This window comes from Providencia sp. CIM-Carb-044 (genome assembly GCF_033901115.1).
GTDB lineage: Bacteria > Pseudomonadota > Gammaproteobacteria > Enterobacterales > Enterobacteriaceae > Providencia > Providencia hangzhouensis.
This window is the reverse complement of record NZ_JAXADV010000013.1, coordinates 24326-41425: the sequence shown is the minus strand read 5'-3', so window position 1 is coordinate 41425 and position 17100 is coordinate 24326. Positions and strand designations below refer to the sequence as shown.

General features: G+C 43.3%; 16 protein-coding genes. 9 read left to right on the top strand and 7 right to left on the bottom strand.

The genetic code is table 11. From position 1 onward, the window contains the following. Window positions 1–7 precede the first annotated feature (7 nt). Genes SJ312_RS19350 through SJ312_RS19340 form a run of 3 tightly spaced genes read left to right on the top strand, consistent with a single transcriptional unit; the run spans window position 8 to window position 3408 of the window. A complete protein-coding gene (locus tag SJ312_RS19350) occupies window positions 8–1042 on the top strand; it encodes an ABC transporter permease (RefSeq protein ID WP_004259206.1) in 1035 nt (344 codons plus the stop codon). Window positions 1043–1060: 18 nt separating this feature from the next. Continuing rightward, complete coding sequence (locus SJ312_RS19345; RefSeq protein ID WP_096864476.1) at window positions 1061–1924, top strand: L-ribulose-5-phosphate 3-epimerase; 864 nt, start codon at window positions 1061–1063, stop codon at window positions 1922–1924. A gap of 11 nt (window positions 1925–1935) precedes the next feature. Then, on the top strand, window positions 1936–3408 hold the full coding sequence (locus SJ312_RS19340; protein WP_319868217.1) for an FGGY-family carbohydrate kinase: 1473 nt from the start codon (window positions 1936–1938) through the stop codon (window positions 3406–3408). A 60-nt stretch (window positions 3409–3468) separates the two neighbouring features. Here SJ312_RS19340 and SJ312_RS19335 read toward each other — a convergent pair whose 3' ends face one another. Then, window positions 3469–4815 carry a phosphoethanolamine transferase gene (locus SJ312_RS19335; RefSeq protein WP_161595390.1) on the bottom strand — a complete coding sequence of 449 codons (1347 nt, stop codon included), beginning with the start codon at window positions 4813–4815 and terminating at the stop codon, window positions 3469–3471. Between the two features lie 483 nt (window positions 4816–5298). Here SJ312_RS19335 and SJ312_RS19330 point away from each other — a divergent pair, with 483 nt between their 5' ends. Genes SJ312_RS19330 through SJ312_RS19315 form a run of 4 tightly spaced genes read left to right on the top strand, consistent with a single transcriptional unit; the run spans window position 5299 to window position 9329 of the window. Further along, entirely contained in the window at window positions 5299–6048 is a 750-nt protein-coding gene (locus SJ312_RS19330; RefSeq protein WP_153674128.1) for a sugar phosphate isomerase/epimerase family protein, read from the top strand. Window positions 6049–6069: 21 nt separating this feature from the next. Beyond that, window positions 6070–7050, top strand: coding sequence for a sugar kinase (locus tag SJ312_RS19325; RefSeq protein ID WP_187710766.1), 981 nt, complete (start codon window positions 6070–6072; stop codon window positions 7048–7050). A gap of 13 nt (window positions 7051–7063) precedes the next feature. Beyond that, complete coding sequence (locus tag SJ312_RS19320; RefSeq protein WP_004259221.1) at window positions 7064–8344, top strand: MFS transporter; 1281 nt, start codon at window positions 7064–7066, stop codon at window positions 8342–8344. A gap of 10 nt (window positions 8345–8354) precedes the next feature. After that, entirely contained in the window at window positions 8355–9329 is a 975-nt protein-coding gene (locus tag SJ312_RS19315) for an NAD(P)-dependent oxidoreductase (RefSeq protein WP_036958057.1), read from the top strand. A gap of 43 nt (window positions 9330–9372) precedes the next feature. On the opposite strand, the gene SJ312_RS19310 is transcribed toward SJ312_RS19315, so the two are convergent. The 3 genes from SJ312_RS19310 to dsdC all read right to left on the bottom strand — a co-directional run bounded on the left by SJ312_RS19310 (window position 9373) and on the right by dsdC (window position 12020). After that, the gene (locus tag SJ312_RS19310) at window positions 9373–9840 is read right to left on the bottom strand and encodes a hypothetical protein (protein ID WP_110591150.1); all 468 of its coding nucleotides are present in this window, start codon (window positions 9838–9840) and stop codon (window positions 9373–9375) included. Between the two features lie 124 nt (window positions 9841–9964). Then, on the bottom strand, window positions 9965–11005 hold the full coding sequence (locus SJ312_RS19305; protein ID WP_094961590.1) for a LacI family DNA-binding transcriptional regulator: 1041 nt from the start codon (window positions 11003–11005) through the stop codon (window positions 9965–9967). A 43-nt stretch (window positions 11006–11048) separates the two neighbouring features. Continuing rightward, window positions 11049–12020 (bottom strand): DNA-binding transcriptional regulator DsdC, encoded by a 972-nt coding sequence (gene dsdC / locus SJ312_RS19300; RefSeq protein WP_004259232.1) that lies wholly within the window; start codon window positions 12018–12020, stop codon window positions 11049–11051. 217 nt (window positions 12021–12237) lie between these two features. On the opposite strand from dsdC, the gene dsdX reads away from it, so the two are divergent. Further along, entirely contained in the window at window positions 12238–13575 is a 1338-nt protein-coding gene (gene dsdX / locus SJ312_RS19295) for a D-serine transporter DsdX (RefSeq protein ID WP_094961591.1), read from the top strand. Window positions 13576–13587: 12 nt separating this feature from the next. Beyond that, on the top strand, window positions 13588–14922 hold the full coding sequence (dsdA, locus tag SJ312_RS19290; protein ID WP_187710765.1) for a D-serine ammonia-lyase: 1335 nt from the start codon (window positions 13588–13590) through the stop codon (window positions 14920–14922). A gap of 75 nt (window positions 14923–14997) precedes the next feature. On the opposite strand, the gene SJ312_RS19285 is transcribed toward dsdA, so the two are convergent. From SJ312_RS19285 to SJ312_RS19275, 3 genes are all read right to left on the bottom strand, one after another. Next, on the bottom strand, window positions 14998–15510 hold the full coding sequence (locus SJ312_RS19285; protein WP_110591148.1) for a GNAT family N-acetyltransferase: 513 nt from the start codon (window positions 15508–15510) through the stop codon (window positions 14998–15000). Beyond that, the gene (locus SJ312_RS19280; protein WP_102138080.1) at window positions 15507–15794 is read right to left on the bottom strand and encodes a DUF1778 domain-containing protein; all 288 of its coding nucleotides are present in this window, start codon (window positions 15792–15794) and stop codon (window positions 15507–15509) included. The genes SJ312_RS19285 and SJ312_RS19280 overlap by 4 nt, the downstream gene beginning before the upstream one ends. A 242-nt stretch (window positions 15795–16036) precedes the next feature. Continuing rightward, the gene (locus SJ312_RS19275) at window positions 16037–17098 is read right to left on the bottom strand and encodes an osmoprotectant NAGGN system M42 family peptidase (protein ID WP_110591147.1); all 1062 of its coding nucleotides are present in this window, start codon (window positions 17096–17098) and stop codon (window positions 16037–16039) included. Window positions 17099–17100 lie beyond the last annotated feature (2 nt).

Sequence of the window (17100 nt, the reverse complement as noted above, 5' to 3'; positions counted from 1 at the left end):
TATCACCATGAAAAAAAATGCTTTTTTTAAAATTGATGGCTCTGTTATCGGACTGCTTTCAATCTTTGTTCTGGCTATCGCCGCGTTTAGTATTGCCATGCCAGGGCACTTTTTTACTCAAAATACCTTTTTGAGTATCACTTTTCAGTTACCTGAATTGGGCTTACTCACCTTTGCCATGTTTGTACCTATGTTAAGTGGCGGCTTAAACCTCGCCATTATTAGTACCGCTAACTTAACTGGCCTGTTTATGGCTTGGGTGTTTATCAATTACCTGCCAGTGGATGCAGGGACGGGCACACAGCTGATGTGGCTGGTCTTCGCATTGATCGGCGCAACTGTAATTGCGGTCATTATCGGTAGCTTAACAGGGCTGATGATTTCCCATATCGGGGCACACCCTATTCTAGTCACTCTCGGTACTATGACGATTATTAGCGGTATTGGCGTTTACCTCACCAAAGGAGCAGCGCTGAGTGGCATGCCGCCCATTGTTCGTGCCATTGGTTCCGATACGGTGCTTGGGGTACCAATTGCGATGATTATTTTCATTGTTACCGCAATTCTCTTAGCGCTGTTTCTAGGCTGTACGCGTTTAGGTAAAAATATCTATATGAGTGGCAGTAACATCAATGCAACGTGGTTCAGCGGTATTCGTACCGACCGTGTCATGATTGCGATATACACCATTTCTAGCCTGTTATGTGTATTAGCTGGGCTCATCATGATGGCTCGCTTTAACTCTGCACGTATGGGCTACGGGGACTCCTATTTACTGCTCACCATTCTTGCCATCGTATTAGGTGGAACTAACCCATTTGGGGGGGTTGGTAAGGTTAGCCGAGTGTTCTGTGCCTTATTGGTTTTACAGGTCATTGCGACAGGTTTAAGCCTGCTTGGTGTAAGCCTGCACTTTAACCTCGCAGTTTGGGGGATCACGCTCATCTTGGCACTAGCATTCAAGTTCTTCAAAGAAAAATGGAGTGCTAAACGTGCGATGAACCGCAACCAACGCCTTAATAAAGCATCGACACAAAGTTAATTTTTCAAGGGGAAAACCATGCGCAAGCATCCAATTGGTATTTATGAAAAAGCATTACCGAAAAACAGCAGTTGGTTAGAAAAATTAGTTATCGCAAAATCTGCAGGTTATGATTTTGTGGAGATGTCAGTAGATGAAACTGACGAACGTCTAGCTCGGTTAGACTGGAGCACCGCTGAACGTCTGGAAGTGGTTAGAGCCATTCAAGAAACAGGTATTCGCATTCCAAGTATGTGTTTATCGGGCCATCGCCGTTTTCCTTTCGGTAGCCATGATGAAGGCACTCGCATGATGGCCTATACCTTAATGGAAAAAGCCATTAAGCTCGCTCAAGACTTAGGCATTCGCACTATTCAGCTCGCGGGTTATGACGTTTACTATGAAGAGCAAGATGCCGAAACGATTGCCAATTTCGAAAAAGGCATGCAATGGGTCAGTGAAATTGCGGCCGCTTCTCAAGTGATGTGTGCGGTAGAAATCATGGATACGCCATTTATGAATTCCATTAGCAAATGGCAAACGCTTTCCGATAAAATTCGCTCGCCTTGGTTCAAGGTGTATCCTGATGTCGGCAACTTAACGGCATGGGGCAATGATGTCGAAAAAGAATTCACCCAAGGAATTGAACACGTCGCAGCAATTCACTTAAAAGATACGTATGCGGTGACTGAAACCTGTAAAGGCCAATTCCGTGATGTGCCTTTCGGTGAAGGCTGCGTGGATTTTGTTAATTTATTCAAATTATTAAAACGTTTAAATTACCGTGGCTCCTTCCTGATTGAAATGTGGACAGAAAAAGCCGATGAGCCACTGATTGAAATTATCAAAGCTCGTCATTGGATGGAAGACAAAATGCAACAAGCAGGCTGGCACAACGCCTAAAGGAGCCGATAATGAATGCATTTTTTATGGGTGTTGACCTTGGTGGTACCGTCATTAAAGCGGGTATCTACACCGCAGAAGGCCAAGAAATTACCGTTGCTGAACATTCTTTTCCCACTGAGAGTCCACAAGCAGGTTTTAGTGAACGCAATATGGAAATGCTGTGGGAAGCGGCTTGCAGCGTGATTCGCCAAGCGATTCAAAATAGCCAGCTCAACGCCGCCCAAATTTCCGGTGTCAGCTTTTCTTCTCACGGCAAAGGGCTGTATTTACTCAATAGCCAAGGAAAACCGGTTAGGAATGGGATTGTGTCATCTGATTCACGAGCTCAATCTATTGTTGATGAATGGCACCAAGACGGCATCGCGGATAAAGCTTATCCATTGAGTTTGCAGCAATTATGGGCTTCTCATCCCGTGGCACTACTGCGTTGGCTAAAACAACACGAGCCTGATAATTATCGCGATACTCAGCATGTTTTGATGGTTCATGACTATATTCGCTATCGCTTAACCGACCAAATTGCCTGCGAAGAAACCAATATTTCGGGTAGCCAATTATTTAACCAAATCCAGTCGAGTTATGATCCTAAACTATGCCAACTGTTTGGTATTGATGAAGCAAATGACAAACTAGCTCCCGTGATTAACTCGGCCCAATTAGCGGGTACCGTAACCCACAAAGCTGCCGCAGAATCTGGACTGGTGGAAGGAACCCCTGTATTTGGTGGCTTCTTTGACGTGGTGGGTGCAGCGTTGGCGTCAGGGGTGAGCCAAAAAGATAAACTCAGCGCCGTAGCCGGAACTTGGACCATTTCAACACGCGTCTTCGATGAAATCGTGCCTTCAGATTACCCATACGTATGGAGTAAATACTGTATTCCAGGTACCTATTTTGTCCACGAAGGCAGCCCGACTTCCGCCAGTAACCTCGCGTGGTTCACTCGTCACTTCTTCAATCAACGTTTGCAAGATTATGATGTACTGAATCACTGTGTGGCTGAAGGGGCAACGCGGCCAAACGATATTCTGTTTTTCCCTTGGCTGTACGGTTCTAACTACCACAGTAATTTGCACGGTGGTCTACTCGGATTGAGTTCACACCATACGGATGCCGATATTGTTTATGCTATCTATCAAGGGATTGTATTTTCACATTTATTGCACCAAGACCGTATTGTTGGCCTTGATAATACAACAGAATCTATTCGTTTCACGGGTGGCCCAACACAGTCACCACTGTGGATGCAAATGTTCTGTGATGCCAGTAACTTGCCGTTAGATGTCGTCAATGTACAGCAATCAGGTTGCCAAGCCGCTGCACTTTGTGCCGCAGTCGGAACAGGTTACTATTCAGGTTTTGATGTCGCTATTGCGGCAAGCACACCCAAAATCACGACTTACCAACCAAACACCGTTGGGTATCAACAGTTACGTGATAAATTTGCCCGCTTTAAAGCAGTTGCAGATGCATTGAGTCAATAACTTGTTGAATAAAAATAAAGGCAGAACTGATAGCTCGGTTCTGCCTTATTTTTTGACATATTAATTGTCAGCGACAACTTTGGTATTAACTGTGGCTGGTGATAATACGGTATCCTGCGGCAAGCTATCGTACTTCACAAACTCGTCCCGTGGGAAAACAAAGACATCGATATCTTTTTCAGGTGTGATAGTCTCCGCCACGATACTTTTCGCTGGGGAGGTTAGGTTAGTTTCTACTCCTAACCACGACGCGAAGTAATCAAATAAATTCCACTCACTTAACATTTCATCGCGAAATTCACGTTTAGTATCATCCGAATTGATGACCACTAATGGGACTTGATATGCCCCTTTCACGAGTTGACCATGGCGTAAGTATAGATTTCCGTCTTTGATATACCCTTTATACTCTGCTTCCAGTGCTTTTACGTGCTGCTTATTGGCTTTGACTAGCCCTTGTCCATGGTCAGAAAAATATAAAATGGAGAACGGGTAATCCCCATTTTTATTATTTTCTTGCAAGATACTATAAATATCGCCAATAAAATCATCACTCAGTTTAATCGCTGAAACATAACAGTTCGCTATACTTCCCCAGCCAGTATCAAATTGCTCAGGGTTAATGTTGTAATTATTTTTAACGAGTTCGCAAGCTCCTTTCGGCCAACCATCATGGTGAGGTCCCCACATATGAACAAAAATGACTTTTTCTTTCTCTGACGGGTTATTTAACGCGGCTTTAAAGGCAGGTAACATTTTAAAATCATTGGTGAGTTTATTCACACTGTCATCAACGACAAACTTTTCTTGCACGAAAAGGTTTTCAAAACCAGGCTTGCTGTCTCTAACCGGTAAAAAATAATTCGCCTTTAGAAAATAATTTGTAAAGCCAATTTCATCATCACCAAAACTGCCATTATTACCGATATAATAAGTTTCATAACCCGCTTTGTTGGCTAAATCAACAACTGAATTATTATTGTAATACGGCTTTTCATGGTGCTGAGTGATCGTCTTTAAATCATTTTTCGCTAAAGCTCGCGTTAAGGTCGGTACCGTATTGGATGCCGCACTAATAAAATTATTGAAAAAACGCCCATTTACCGATGAAAGAAACGGTGTATTTTCTAATGGGTAGCCATAAGTATTCATATAATTCTTATTGGTACTTTCACCAATAATGACAACTTTTATCTTATATTTATCATCGTTTTTTTTAGTAATTTGAATATCACTAGCCGTATTCACGCCATAGCAAATATCTGCATTGCTTTTTGCTGCTTGAATTAACTCAGGTGTACAGGCTTTTTTATAGACGCCGGCACTTTCATTGGTATTTGCTTGAGCCCATGAAACGCTAGCTAACAGAAGCGCACTATAAAGTGCGGTTAATTTCATTACTTTCATACTCAGAACCTCATCTTCGTAACTTATTATATTTATGAGTTGCTGTGGTGTAGCCAGGGTAGAGTTTGTGAAATAATGTAGCATTGCACTAAAATTTCACACCTTAATTAATATATTGAAATATTATTTCATTAAAAGACGAAGAAGACGAAATTGAGATACAGCTAACAATAATTAATTATGAAGAATCACGCATTTACTAGGCATATTTTCATGTTAGCTGTATATCAAGAAAGATAAAAAATTAGTAATCAACTAGTTATATACCATAAATTCATTTATCAGAATGAATAATAAGCGTTACACCCATTACATCTAGAGTTGTGATAAAGATCTGCAATTAAACATTAATCGACATTTGATTAGTGATACAGCTCTAATTTTGCTCTTTCCTCACTAGAAAGCATTATGGAACCGGTTCCATAATGCTTTATTCGCAATGACAAATGGGCAAAATGCCCTTTAATCAGACAGAGGAAAGTCATGAGCAAACACATTATTGTTGTCACTGCGGCCTATGGGGCGCAAACCGTAAAACAATTAGGCGGCCAACAAGCCTTATTCGAAGTGATTCAAAACAGCCATGCAGATGGCGTGGAGATCCGCCAAGAGCTTTTGCTGCCGAATGATAGCCTGACGGATATTGCTGATAAGCTACAAGCAAGGCAACTAAAAGCTGTCTATTCTATTCCTGATACCCTATTTCAACAACGAGCTCCTATCGCAATCACCAAATTACAAGGCTATTTCGAAGATGCCAAACAACTCAATGCACGCTTTTTAAAACTATCACTTGGTGAGCTACCTGAGTGCTATGACTTATCCGAAGTTATTGGTGTCATCAATCAATACACCACCCAATTGGTGATTGAGAACGACCAAACAGAAGCCGGTGGTCATATTGCGCCTCTTGAACGCTTTTTTGCTGATGTCAAAACCCAGAATATGCCCATAAAAATGGCGTTTGATATGGCGAACTGGCATTGGCATCGGGAAGATCCGTTAAAAGCCGCACATATTTTTGCTCCCCAAGTCGCTTACATTCACGTTAAAGCCTGCCAATTGCGTGACAACAAACGTGTTGCTGTAGCACTTGATGACAGCGATGGCACATGGAAAGAAGTGCTAAACGCCCTACCGAATGACGTTCCTTGTGGTATCGAGTTTCCACTCGAAGGCGATGATTTACGTGCAGTCACTGAATACTATGTTTCTCTGTTAAAGGCTTTCTAGGTTAGAGGGAGAATTAATTTTATGAAAAACCAATTAGATGTCGTAACTCTTGGTGAGGCCATGATGATGTTCGTCGCCACACAAACAGGGAAATTACATGAGGTCGAAAACTTTGTTCGCCGTGCCGCAGGGGCTGAACTCAACGTTGCTGTTGGCCTTTCACGCCTTGGGTTAAAAACGGGATGGATTAGCCGCTTAGGTAATGACTCTTTTGGGCGTTTTATCCAAGCCACATTGGATAATGAATATATAGATACTCAATGTGTTACGGTAGATTCTCGTTACCCAACTGGCTTTCAACTCAAATCTAAAGCCGAAAATGGAACCGATCCCATCGTAGAGTATTTTCGTCAAGGTTCTGCGGCAAGTCACTTAGATTTAACAGACTTTAATGAAGATTATTTTCTATCCGCACGCCATTTACATTTAAGTGGCGTGGCAGCAGCACTTTCACCCACCAGCTACCAACTGTCACTGCATGCCGCGAAATGGATGCGAAATGCAGGAAAAACACTATCATTTGACCCCAACTTGCGCCCTTCTCTATGGAAGAGTGAAACAGCGATGGTAGAACAGCTCAACCAACTCGCGTTCCAAGCTAATTGGGTCTTACCAGGCTTAAAAGAAGGCAAAATTCTAACGGGTTTCGACCACCCCGAGTCTATTGCTGACTTTTATCTCGCCCAAGGTGTTGAAGCCGTTGTGATTAAAACCGGAGAACACGGGGCTTATTATAAAAATGCGGGTAACCAACAAGGTATGGCTCCTGCCGTGCATATTAAACAAGTCATTGATACCGTTGGTGCCGGTGATGGCTTTGCCGTTGGCGTCATCAGCGCCTTACTTGAAGGCTTAACACTACCGCAAGCTGTTGCAAGAGGTAATTTTGTTGGAGCTAGAGCCATTCAAGTTATAGGTGATAGTGAAGGCTTACCAACTCAAGCACAATTGCAGCATGAAATGGCATTACTCCCCGCAGCCACTACTAAAGCTGCATGTTAAAAGGAAATCGATTATGACAATGAATACTCCAGCAGCGTCACGTTGGTGGCGCATCATGCCAATCGTGTTTATCACCTATAGCCTTGCTTATTTGGATAGAGCAAACTACAGCTTTGCCGCCGCTGCAGGTATCAACGCTGACTTAGGCATTACCAAAGGGATGTCGTCACTACTCGGCTCATTATTTTTCCTTGGCTATTTCTTTTTCCAAATACCAGGCGCTATCTACGCGGAAAAGCGCAGTGTCCGCAAACTGATTTTTGCCTGTATTTTTCTCTGGGGAATGTTTGCCAGCTTAACGGGAATGGTCAGTAATATCCCAATGCTAGTAATTATTCGCTTTAGTTTGGGTGTCGTTGAAGCCGCCGTGATGCCAGCGATGCTCATCTATATCAGTAACTGGTTCACTCAATCAGAACGCTCACGCGCCAATACCTTTTTAATTTTAGGTAACCCAGTCACGGTGTTGTGGATGTCCGTGCTATCCGGTTATCTCATTCAAGCATTCGGTTGGCGTGAAATGTTTATCATTGAAGGGGTTCCAGCGATTTTGTGGGCTTTTTTCTGGTGGAGAACAGCACGTGATAAACCAAGCCAAGTGAATTGGCTAAGCCAGACTGAAAAAGAGACATTAGATAAAATTCTCAGTGACGAACAGAAAAACATCAAACCTGTCCGTAACTACCGTGAAGCTTTTAAATCACGTAACGTGATTTTACTGTGCGCCCAGTATTTTTGCTGGAGCATCGGTGTGTATGGCTTCGTACTGTGGTTGCCATCTATTATTCGTGGAGCATCTAACCTTGGGATGGTAGAAACAGGCTGGCTTTCTGCCGTTCCTTACCTTGCGGCAACCTTAGCGATGATCCTCGTATCATGGGCATCTGACCGTATGCATAACCGCAAACTATTCGTTTGGCCAATGCTTTTACTCGGTGCGATTTGCTTCCTCGGTTCGTACTTACTCGGTAGCACGAATTTTTGGTTCTCTTATACCTTATTAGTGATTGCGGGTGCAGCAATGTACGCCCCATATGGGCCCTTCTTCGCTATCATTCCTGAAATGTTGCCAAAGAACGTTGCAGGTGGTGCAATGGCATTAATCAATAGTATGGGCGCATTAGGTTCATTCTTTGGTTCATGGTTTGTTGGCTATTTAAATGGAGCAACAGGTAGCCCAAGTGCTTCGTATATGTTTATGGGACTCGCATTATTAGCCTCGGTTTTCTTTACCTTGATAGTCAAACCAAACCAAGAACAAAACAATGATGTTGTCATCACGAAGCATGCTTAAAAGGGATACTATGAAACAGAATATTATTTTATATAAATCCATTCCTACGGATCAACTTGAACGGCTACAGCAACACTTTAATGTTACTGTATTTGATAGCGTTACACCTGAAAATCTCGCTAGCTTTAAACAAGCGTTATCCCGCGCTGACGGCATTATCGGGGCCAGCTATCCTATCACGGCAGATGACATTGCCAATGCTCCGAATTTGAAAGCGGCATCGACCATTTCCGTTGGTATCGATCAATTTGATATTGATGCAATGAATGCTAGAAAGATTGCATTAATGCATACACCTAATGTATTAACCGAAACCACCGCCGATACCATTTTTACGTTAGTGCTTTGCAGTGCACGCCGCATTATCGAAATGGCTGAGATGGTCAAAAATGGCCAATGGACTCAAAGTATTGGTGAAGATGCATATGGCAGTAATGTGAATGGGAAAACTATCGGTATTTTAGGCATGGGCCGCATTGGCTATGCCGTTGCCAAACGCGCTTATTTAGGCTTCGGGATGCCAGTTCTCTATTACAATAACCATATCCACCCCGATGCAGAAACCCAACTTAAGGCACGTCGTTGTGACCTCGATACGTTGCTGGCAGAATCGGATTTTGTCTGTGTCGTGCTGCCATTATCAGCGTCAACCGAAAAGTTGATCGGTAAAAATGAGTTGGCAAAAATGAAACCCAGTGCATTTTTGATCAACGGTTCAAGAGGCCGTATCGTCGATGAAGCCGCCCTGATCGATGCATTAGAAAGTGGCACAATTCGCGGGGCGGGTTTAGATGTGTTTGAAGTTGAACCCCTTCCAAGCAACTCTAAGCTACTCACGCTGCCAAATGTGGTTGCTCTGCCACACATCGGTTCTGCCACCCATGAAACCCGCTACGCCATGGTCGAGTGCGCTGTTGATAACCTAATAGCCGCCTTAAAGGGCGACCTAAGCCAAAATTGTGTTAACCCTGAAATAGCAAAATAGCTGGAATGCCCTAATTTATTAGGGCTCTTTGGCTCTTTAACCATCAATGCGCATGAGCGTGTCCCGGGCGAGCAACATTGCTTCGCTCACACTCCGTCAGAAACTGGATAGAATTAAGTTTACTGGTTGATGGTGCTAAATAATATAATCCAACGGTTTTTTGACTGGGTGAGTAAATCTCCAACATGCCATTGACATCAGAATAATAATCACCTTTATTTATCACGATGTTAAAATCTTTTATTTTCTCAACGCGTCGCTGCTCTGTACTTTTCACTAGCGGATAACTCATATACTCATAGCCAACAAAATCAACAATATTGACCTGACCATTATTGAAAAAGACTTGTACCTTACTTGCCCCTGTTGGAAAGGTAAATTTGCCGTTACGTTCTAATGTGATGTGATTATAACTTTGGTCTACTTGGCAGGTATACTCTTTGACCTGACTTCTGGTGCTACAACCCGCTAAAACAAGGCTAGCTAGCAATAATATCCCTATCTTTTTCATATGTTCCCTATGCTCTCAAAATGGTTATAATTTAGTCTACACACCAGTATACATGTAATAAACCTTAAGCTAAATTGGTAAATGGTAACCAAATTTTAAGAACCGAATAACTTAGCCCCAAAGACTACAATGTCGTCGATTTTCGGATCAGCAATTCCCCATTAAATAAATATTGCATTGGTGGCTTATCTGGGTTTTCAAGTTTTTCCAATAAGCACTCCACCGCTTTATGCCCCATTTCCGCTGTCGGTTGAGACACTGAGGTTACCCCTTGCCCAGCCAATGCCGCCCATTCGAGGTTATCGAAACTCAAAAAGCCAATATCCGTTCCCCAACGTAACCCTTGTTTATTCATGACATACGCCAGCTGCAAGGTCAGTACGCCATTAGCGGCAACAATCACTTTGCGCATACCACGATGTGCAGTACAAAAATCGGCAACAATGGCCTCTAATTTTGCAGGGTCAGGCAAGGTCACTTCATGAAATTCGCTTTGGATATGTTGATGGCTCTGCGATAACGCTTGAAAGGTCTGTAAGCGCTCTTGGCGTGCGCTGTTATACACAATGGGCTCAGTCACGAAGCAAATCGCTTCAAACCCTTGTTCAATCAGATGATTAAAGGCCATTTGTGCAGAAGCGGGGTTATCTAGCCCCACCATGTCACTGGGAAAATTGTCGATTTTTCTATCTAACAAGACGAAAGGTAGGGTGGTTTCTTTCAGCACTTCAATGAATTGTTCGTTAACACCCGCTGAATTTATGATAAGCCCATCAACGCGGTAACCTTTTAGCAATTGAATAAATTGGCATTCACGCTCAATGCTGTTATCTGCATTGCAAACCACGGTCATGAAACCTTGTTTGATTGACTCGGCTTCTACCCCTTTTAATACTTCAACAGAGAATGGGTTACCGATATCGGCAATAATCAAACCAATCAAGCCTGTCCGCCCATGTTTCAAGCTACGCGCCATTTGGTTTGGGCGATAGTTTAATTCACGAATGGCGCTTTCAATGCGTTGACGCAAATTATCAGAAAGCAAATGAAATTCACCATTCAAATAACGTGAGATACTGGTTTTCCCTGCCTGAGCTTTGGCAGCGACATCTTTGATCGTGGCAACTTTTTGTGTTTTCGGGGCCATAGCTTCAGGTTTTTCCATTCTCTAAAAACATCACCAAGAGGTTATCTTACTCGAATAAGCATCATTTTACTTGTGGTATTGCGTTAACTTGCTGTTTTAACCATTGAATAAAAATATCCGCCTTCGGGTTTCGTTTATCATTTAGCATCGCAAAATAGTGGCGCTGTTGGCACTTCAGCGAAATATCACCAAATGGCATTACCAGTTCTTGGCGCTTTAAGCGTTTTTCAACTAATTGTTTACGTCCCATCGCCACACCGGCATGGTTCATTGCGGCAACAATCGCTAAATCAGAGCGATCAAAGCATAGGTTTCGGCGATGAGGAAACAAGGTTAATTGGTAATGTTCACTCCACGCCTTCCATTCATCATAATCAGAGTTACTGCTCCAAGCTTGTCTATCATGTAGCAAAGTACAATTTTTCAATTGATGAATATTATTAAGCAAATCATGTTGTTTAGCATATTGCGGACTACAGACCGGAACAATTGACTCTGACATTAAATCTTCACAATATAAATTGGGCCGAGTGATATCATCATAATAAATAGCAATATCAATGCCATAGCCACGAAAGTTAACGTCATCGTTGCCCGTTAATAGATTTAACTGAATTGAGGGATATTGGTTAGCAAAATCCGCAATTTTGGGAATTAACCAGCACTGGGCGATGGATGGTCGTGAATACACCGTAAGTTCACCCGAGATTTCTTGGTTCTTGATATCAATAATTTCTTGGTTAATATCATCCAAATTTTTGCGTAGTGCCCAATAAATTCGCTCACCATCAATCGTCAGCTCAATACGCCGATGAAAACGCTCAAATAATTTAAAACCTAACTCCCCTTCTAACGTATTAATTCGGTGGCTAACTGCACTGGGTGTTAATGCCAACTCCTGTGCCGCTAATGCAAAAGAGCTATGCCGTGCTGCTGCTTCAAAGGTATGTAGGCGCGATAGCTGATAACTTGATAGCCGTTTATTCCATTGAATAAATCCAGATTGCTCAAATTGATTGAAATTTTCTGACATCAACGCCTCCAATAAAAACAACGATACTCAATGATTTCTACAATACCCTTTTTAAGATGAATTTAGATGACCCAAAGACGCTATTCTCCGTTTTATATGACTAATATCACACCTTTGAGTTAATTTGATTCATCTAAAGCTCGTGTTTCATCGTTTGTCACCACTGAATATTTATTATCCAATAGAAAAACAATAACAAGATGATCAGAGGTAGGATATGGACTCTACAATGTGGATGATTGGTACTTTAGTTATCAGTATTTTACTAATCATCGTTTCAATTATTAAATTTAAGTTTCATCCCTTTTTAGCACTTTTACTCGCCAGCTTCTTTGTCGGTATCTCCATGCAAATGAATCCATTGGAGATGGTCAACGCTATCGAAAATGGCATTGGGGGTACACTTGGTTTCTTAGCTGCCATTATCGGGCTAGGAACTATTCTTGGAAAAATGATGGAAATCTCCGGGGCAGCAGAGCGAATTGGGGTGACATTACAAAAAAGCCGTTGGTTGACTCCCGATGTCACCATGGTACTCATTGGGTTAATCTGCGGTATCACCCTGTTTGTTGAGGTCGGTGTGGTGTTACTGATCCCACTCGCATTTTCCATTGCCAAAAGAACCAATACTTCATTATTAAAGTTAGCGATCCCATTGTGTACTGCGCTGATGGCCGTCCATTGCATCGTACCGCCACACCCTGCTGCTCTATTTGTCACAAATGAATTAGGTGCTGATATTGGTACGGTGATTGTTGCAGGGTTAGCCGTAGGCCTAGTCGCGTCATTAGTCGGCGGGCCACTGTTCCTCAAATTCTTAGGTGACCGCTTACCGTTTAAAACTGTGCCAGAAGCGTTCTCAGATCTTGAGGTACGTGAAGAAAAAGACTTACCTTCTTTAGGTGCGACACTGTTCACGGTGTTATTGCCAATTGCCCTCATGTTAATCAAGACTGCCGCTGACTTGAACATGAGCAAAGATAGCCAGTTATTTACCCTCTTACAGTTTATTGGTAACCCAATAACCGCTATGTTTATTGCTGCTTTTGTCGCTTATTACATGTTAGGGATCCGACGTAACATGGGTATGAGCGTATTACTCAGCAAAACCGAAGAGAGTTTTAGCTCAATCGCTAATATTTTATTGATTATCGGCGCAGGAGGAGCATTTAACGGTATCTTAAAAGGCAGTGGACTGAGCGATTCCTTAGCGATGGTGTTATCTGGTATTGATATGCACCCAATTTTACTGGCTTGGCTAGTCGCCATTATTCTTCATGCCGCTGTCGGTTCTGCCACCGTTGCGATGATGGGCGCAACGGCGATTGTTGCTCCGCTAATGCCAATGTACCCACACATTAGCCCAGAAATTATGACATTAGCCATTGGCTCAGGCGCAATTGGCTGCACTATCGTCACTGATTCATTGTTCTGGTTAGTCAAACAGTACTGTAACGCGACTTTAGCCGAAACATTCCGTTTTTATAGTGTCGCCACGTTGATTGCGTCTTTCGTCGCGCTGGCAGGGACTTTTGCACTTTCATTTGTGATTTAAAAGAGAGTAATTATGACTCAGATAAATGTTGATAAGTTAATTGCTGACTACCCTTTAGTTCAGGACTTAATCGATTTAAAGCAAATTGCGTGGTTCAACCCAAAGGTCACGACGACGCAAGCGGGTTTGCCTTATGTCGGGCTAACCATTGAAGATGTTCAAGATGCAGAAGCGCGCTTAAACCGCTTTGCGCCTTATTTGATGAAAGCGTTTCCAGAAACTCAAGCGACACAAGGGATTATTGAATCTGAAGTTATCGATATTCCCAACATGCAGGCCGCGCTGGAAAAACGGTATCAAACGCCAATAACAGGGAAAATGTTACTGAAAAAAGATAGCCACCTACCAATTTCAGGCTCAATCAAAGCCCGCGGAGGCATCTATGAGGTTTTAACCCATGCAGAAAAATTGGCTTTAGCAGCAGGTTTATTATCAACAGATGATAATTATGAGATTTTAATCTCTGAACAATTTCGTCAATTCTTTAGCCAATACCGCATCGCGGTGGGCTCAACCGGTAACCTTGGCATGTCCATCGGCATTATGAGCGCTAAACTTGGCTTTAGCGTCAGCGTGCATATGTCCGCAGATGCCAGACAATGGAAAAAAGACAAATTGCGTTCACATGGTGTAAATGTTGTGGAATATGAGCAAGATTACAGCATCGCCGTTGAACAAGGCCGTAAAGAAGCAGAAAAAGACCCAAACTGCTTTTTTATTGATGATGAAAACTCCACGACCCTATTTCTTGGCTATGCCGTCGCAGGCCTTCGTCTAAAAAAACAATTTGTAGAGCAAGGGATTACAGTGGATAACGACCACCCGCTATTTGTCTATTTACCTTGTGGTGTTGGTGGTGGCCCCGGTGGCGTTGCTTTCGGGTTAAAACTCGCCTTTGGGGATGCCGCCCATTGCTTATTTGCAGAACCAACGCATTCACCTTGTATGTTGTTAGGAGTACATACCGGGTTACATGATGGCGTGTCAGTTCAAGAGATTGGTATCGATAATATCACTGCCGCTGATGGCCTTGCCGTTGGCCGCGCATCCGGTTTTGTGGGGCGCGCGATGGAGCGGTTGATTGATGGTTATTACACTATCGATGATAGCGAAATGTATAACCTGTTAGGCTTACTCAACCAGACCGAATCTATTAAATTAGAGCCTTCGGCCTTGGCGGGTATGGCTGGCTGTGTGCATGTCACGCAAAACACAGATTATTTGCAATCCAAATCACTCACGCCTAAGCAACTGGCCAACGCAACACATCTGGTATGGGCAACAGGTGGCGGTATGGTACCCGCAGATGAGATGCAAAAATATTTATCACAAGCCAATCTAAGTTAACAATTAACCTGTTCAAAGCCCTCTTACATTCAATGATATGAGGGCTTTGATAAAAACTCGGGATCCCAAGCTTGGTCAGTTCGGGTGAATACCCAATGCGAATTGTAGATCGGCAAGCGTTATCATCAACATCATAGAGTCAAGTGGTGAAGGGACGAAACCAATGTGCTCATAGAACCGTTTAGCATTGTCCGTTAATGCGTGAACCACAACCCCTCGAATGCCCACCAGCCCAGAAGCCTGAATAACACGATGACAGGCATCTTTAACTAACCCCCTACCAACTCCAAGACCTTTCGCCCTTGTATCTACAGCTAGCCTGCCGAGTAAGATGACGGGAATGTCAGAGGGCATGTTGCGGCGAAATCGTCCAACGGCTTGATTGGTGCTCACAACCCCGGTGGACAAGGCATAGTAACCCATTACTTGGTTATCCGAAGTGGTCACAAAAGTGCGCGAGGCCCCTGAGTTTTGATTACTCATTGCCCGGTTTTTTAACCAGAGATCCAATGCCTCTTCACCAGAGGAAAACCCTTCCAGTAAATGGCCTGTTTTTAGTGGTTCTGGCGCTGTTAGCTTCAATGTCATTCCTCCCAAGGGGATTTAGACATCATCGTTTTCCTCAATGCCTCATTACTACTAGGCGCGGCATCAAGCTGGCTGATAAATTCTTGGTAAACCTCGGCGCTGACGTTAATCACCCGCAGATCGGCCAGCGTTTCTTCAGCTGCACGCCGCGCCGCTTCCAGAACAAATTCGGTACGGTTTTTTCCCACAGCATTCGCAGCACGGTCGATCAGGATTTTGTCTTCCGGTTTTATTCTCAGGTTAAGAGATGAGCGAGTCACGGCAACATCATTTTGAGTCGACATATCGACCTCCCAATTGATTGCTTACTCAGCTAAGCATACAGAAGTGTAATGTCGTTGTCATTACATTGTAAATACAAGATTGTCGTACCATGTATTTATGACGTAAATATCACATTGATTTAACAGTGAAATTAATAAAAAAATCAAAAAGCTGACATGAGTGAAATCCCCCAATAGCTGGGTAACCAATTATTAGGGGTCACTTAATGAGAAGAGGGCTTTTTACCATCAACCGCAAATTATTATCCTTGCAATGATTGCCCCGGTAATGGGACTAAATCACTTTCAATATAGCGTCTCACTAAAGTCGCGAGCGCGACTAATGAGTCCAAATGAGTCCTTTCCCAACCGTGGGAGCTGTCTAGTGCGAAACATGCTAAAGCCGCACGAATATCCCATCCTGCATCAATTGCTGCAGCACTATCCGAACGATAATGTTTAAACGTATCGCGGACGTGAGGAATGTCATACTGCTGGCATAATTGTAATAAATGCCGCGTAATTGCTAAATCAAACGGGCCGGTTCTGTCGCGAAAAGCTAAGGTGAGGGCGTCATCCCTTGTGGTTTGGTCTGGCGCAGAAACGGAGTTATCAATCGCCAATAACTCTTGAACTTGCGGACCAAAACCATGGGTGCCTCCGATACCGACCTCTTCTGAAATCGTGAACATCATTTGGCAAGATACCGCTGGCACAATACCGTCATCCACCAGTGATTTTAATGCGGCTAACATCACTGCACATCCGGCTTTATCATCCAAATGACGCGATACAATAAAACCGTTATCAATGAATTCGGGTTGAGCATCCACTGCAACAATATCACCGACGTTTAAGCCATGGGATTGCAAATCAGCAAAGTTATAACAGGGGGCATCAAGGCGAATTTCTAAATTATCCCAATCGGCTACTTGGGTATCTACCTCAGTATTAAAACGGTGCCCTGAGGCTTTTAATGGCAAAATTGTCCCACGATATTGGTGATCATCACTAAATACTGTCACCCTTGCACCTTCCGCAAAACGGGCTGCCCATGTGCCTGTATTACGCAGTGCCAAACGCCCATTCGGTTTGAGTTGTGTCACCATCGCCCCTAATGTATCAAGGTGTGCGGCCAATGCACGTTTAGGTTCTTCAGAACCGAGTGTGATATAGAGCACCCCGCGGCGTGTGTATTTTGGTGTAAACCCCAACTCCGACAACCATTGGTGAGTTTGCGCAACGGCTTGTTCAGTCATCCCTACAGGGCTAGGTGTGCATAATAATGTTTTTAATACAGAGGTCAGATATACTTTATCTATCATTA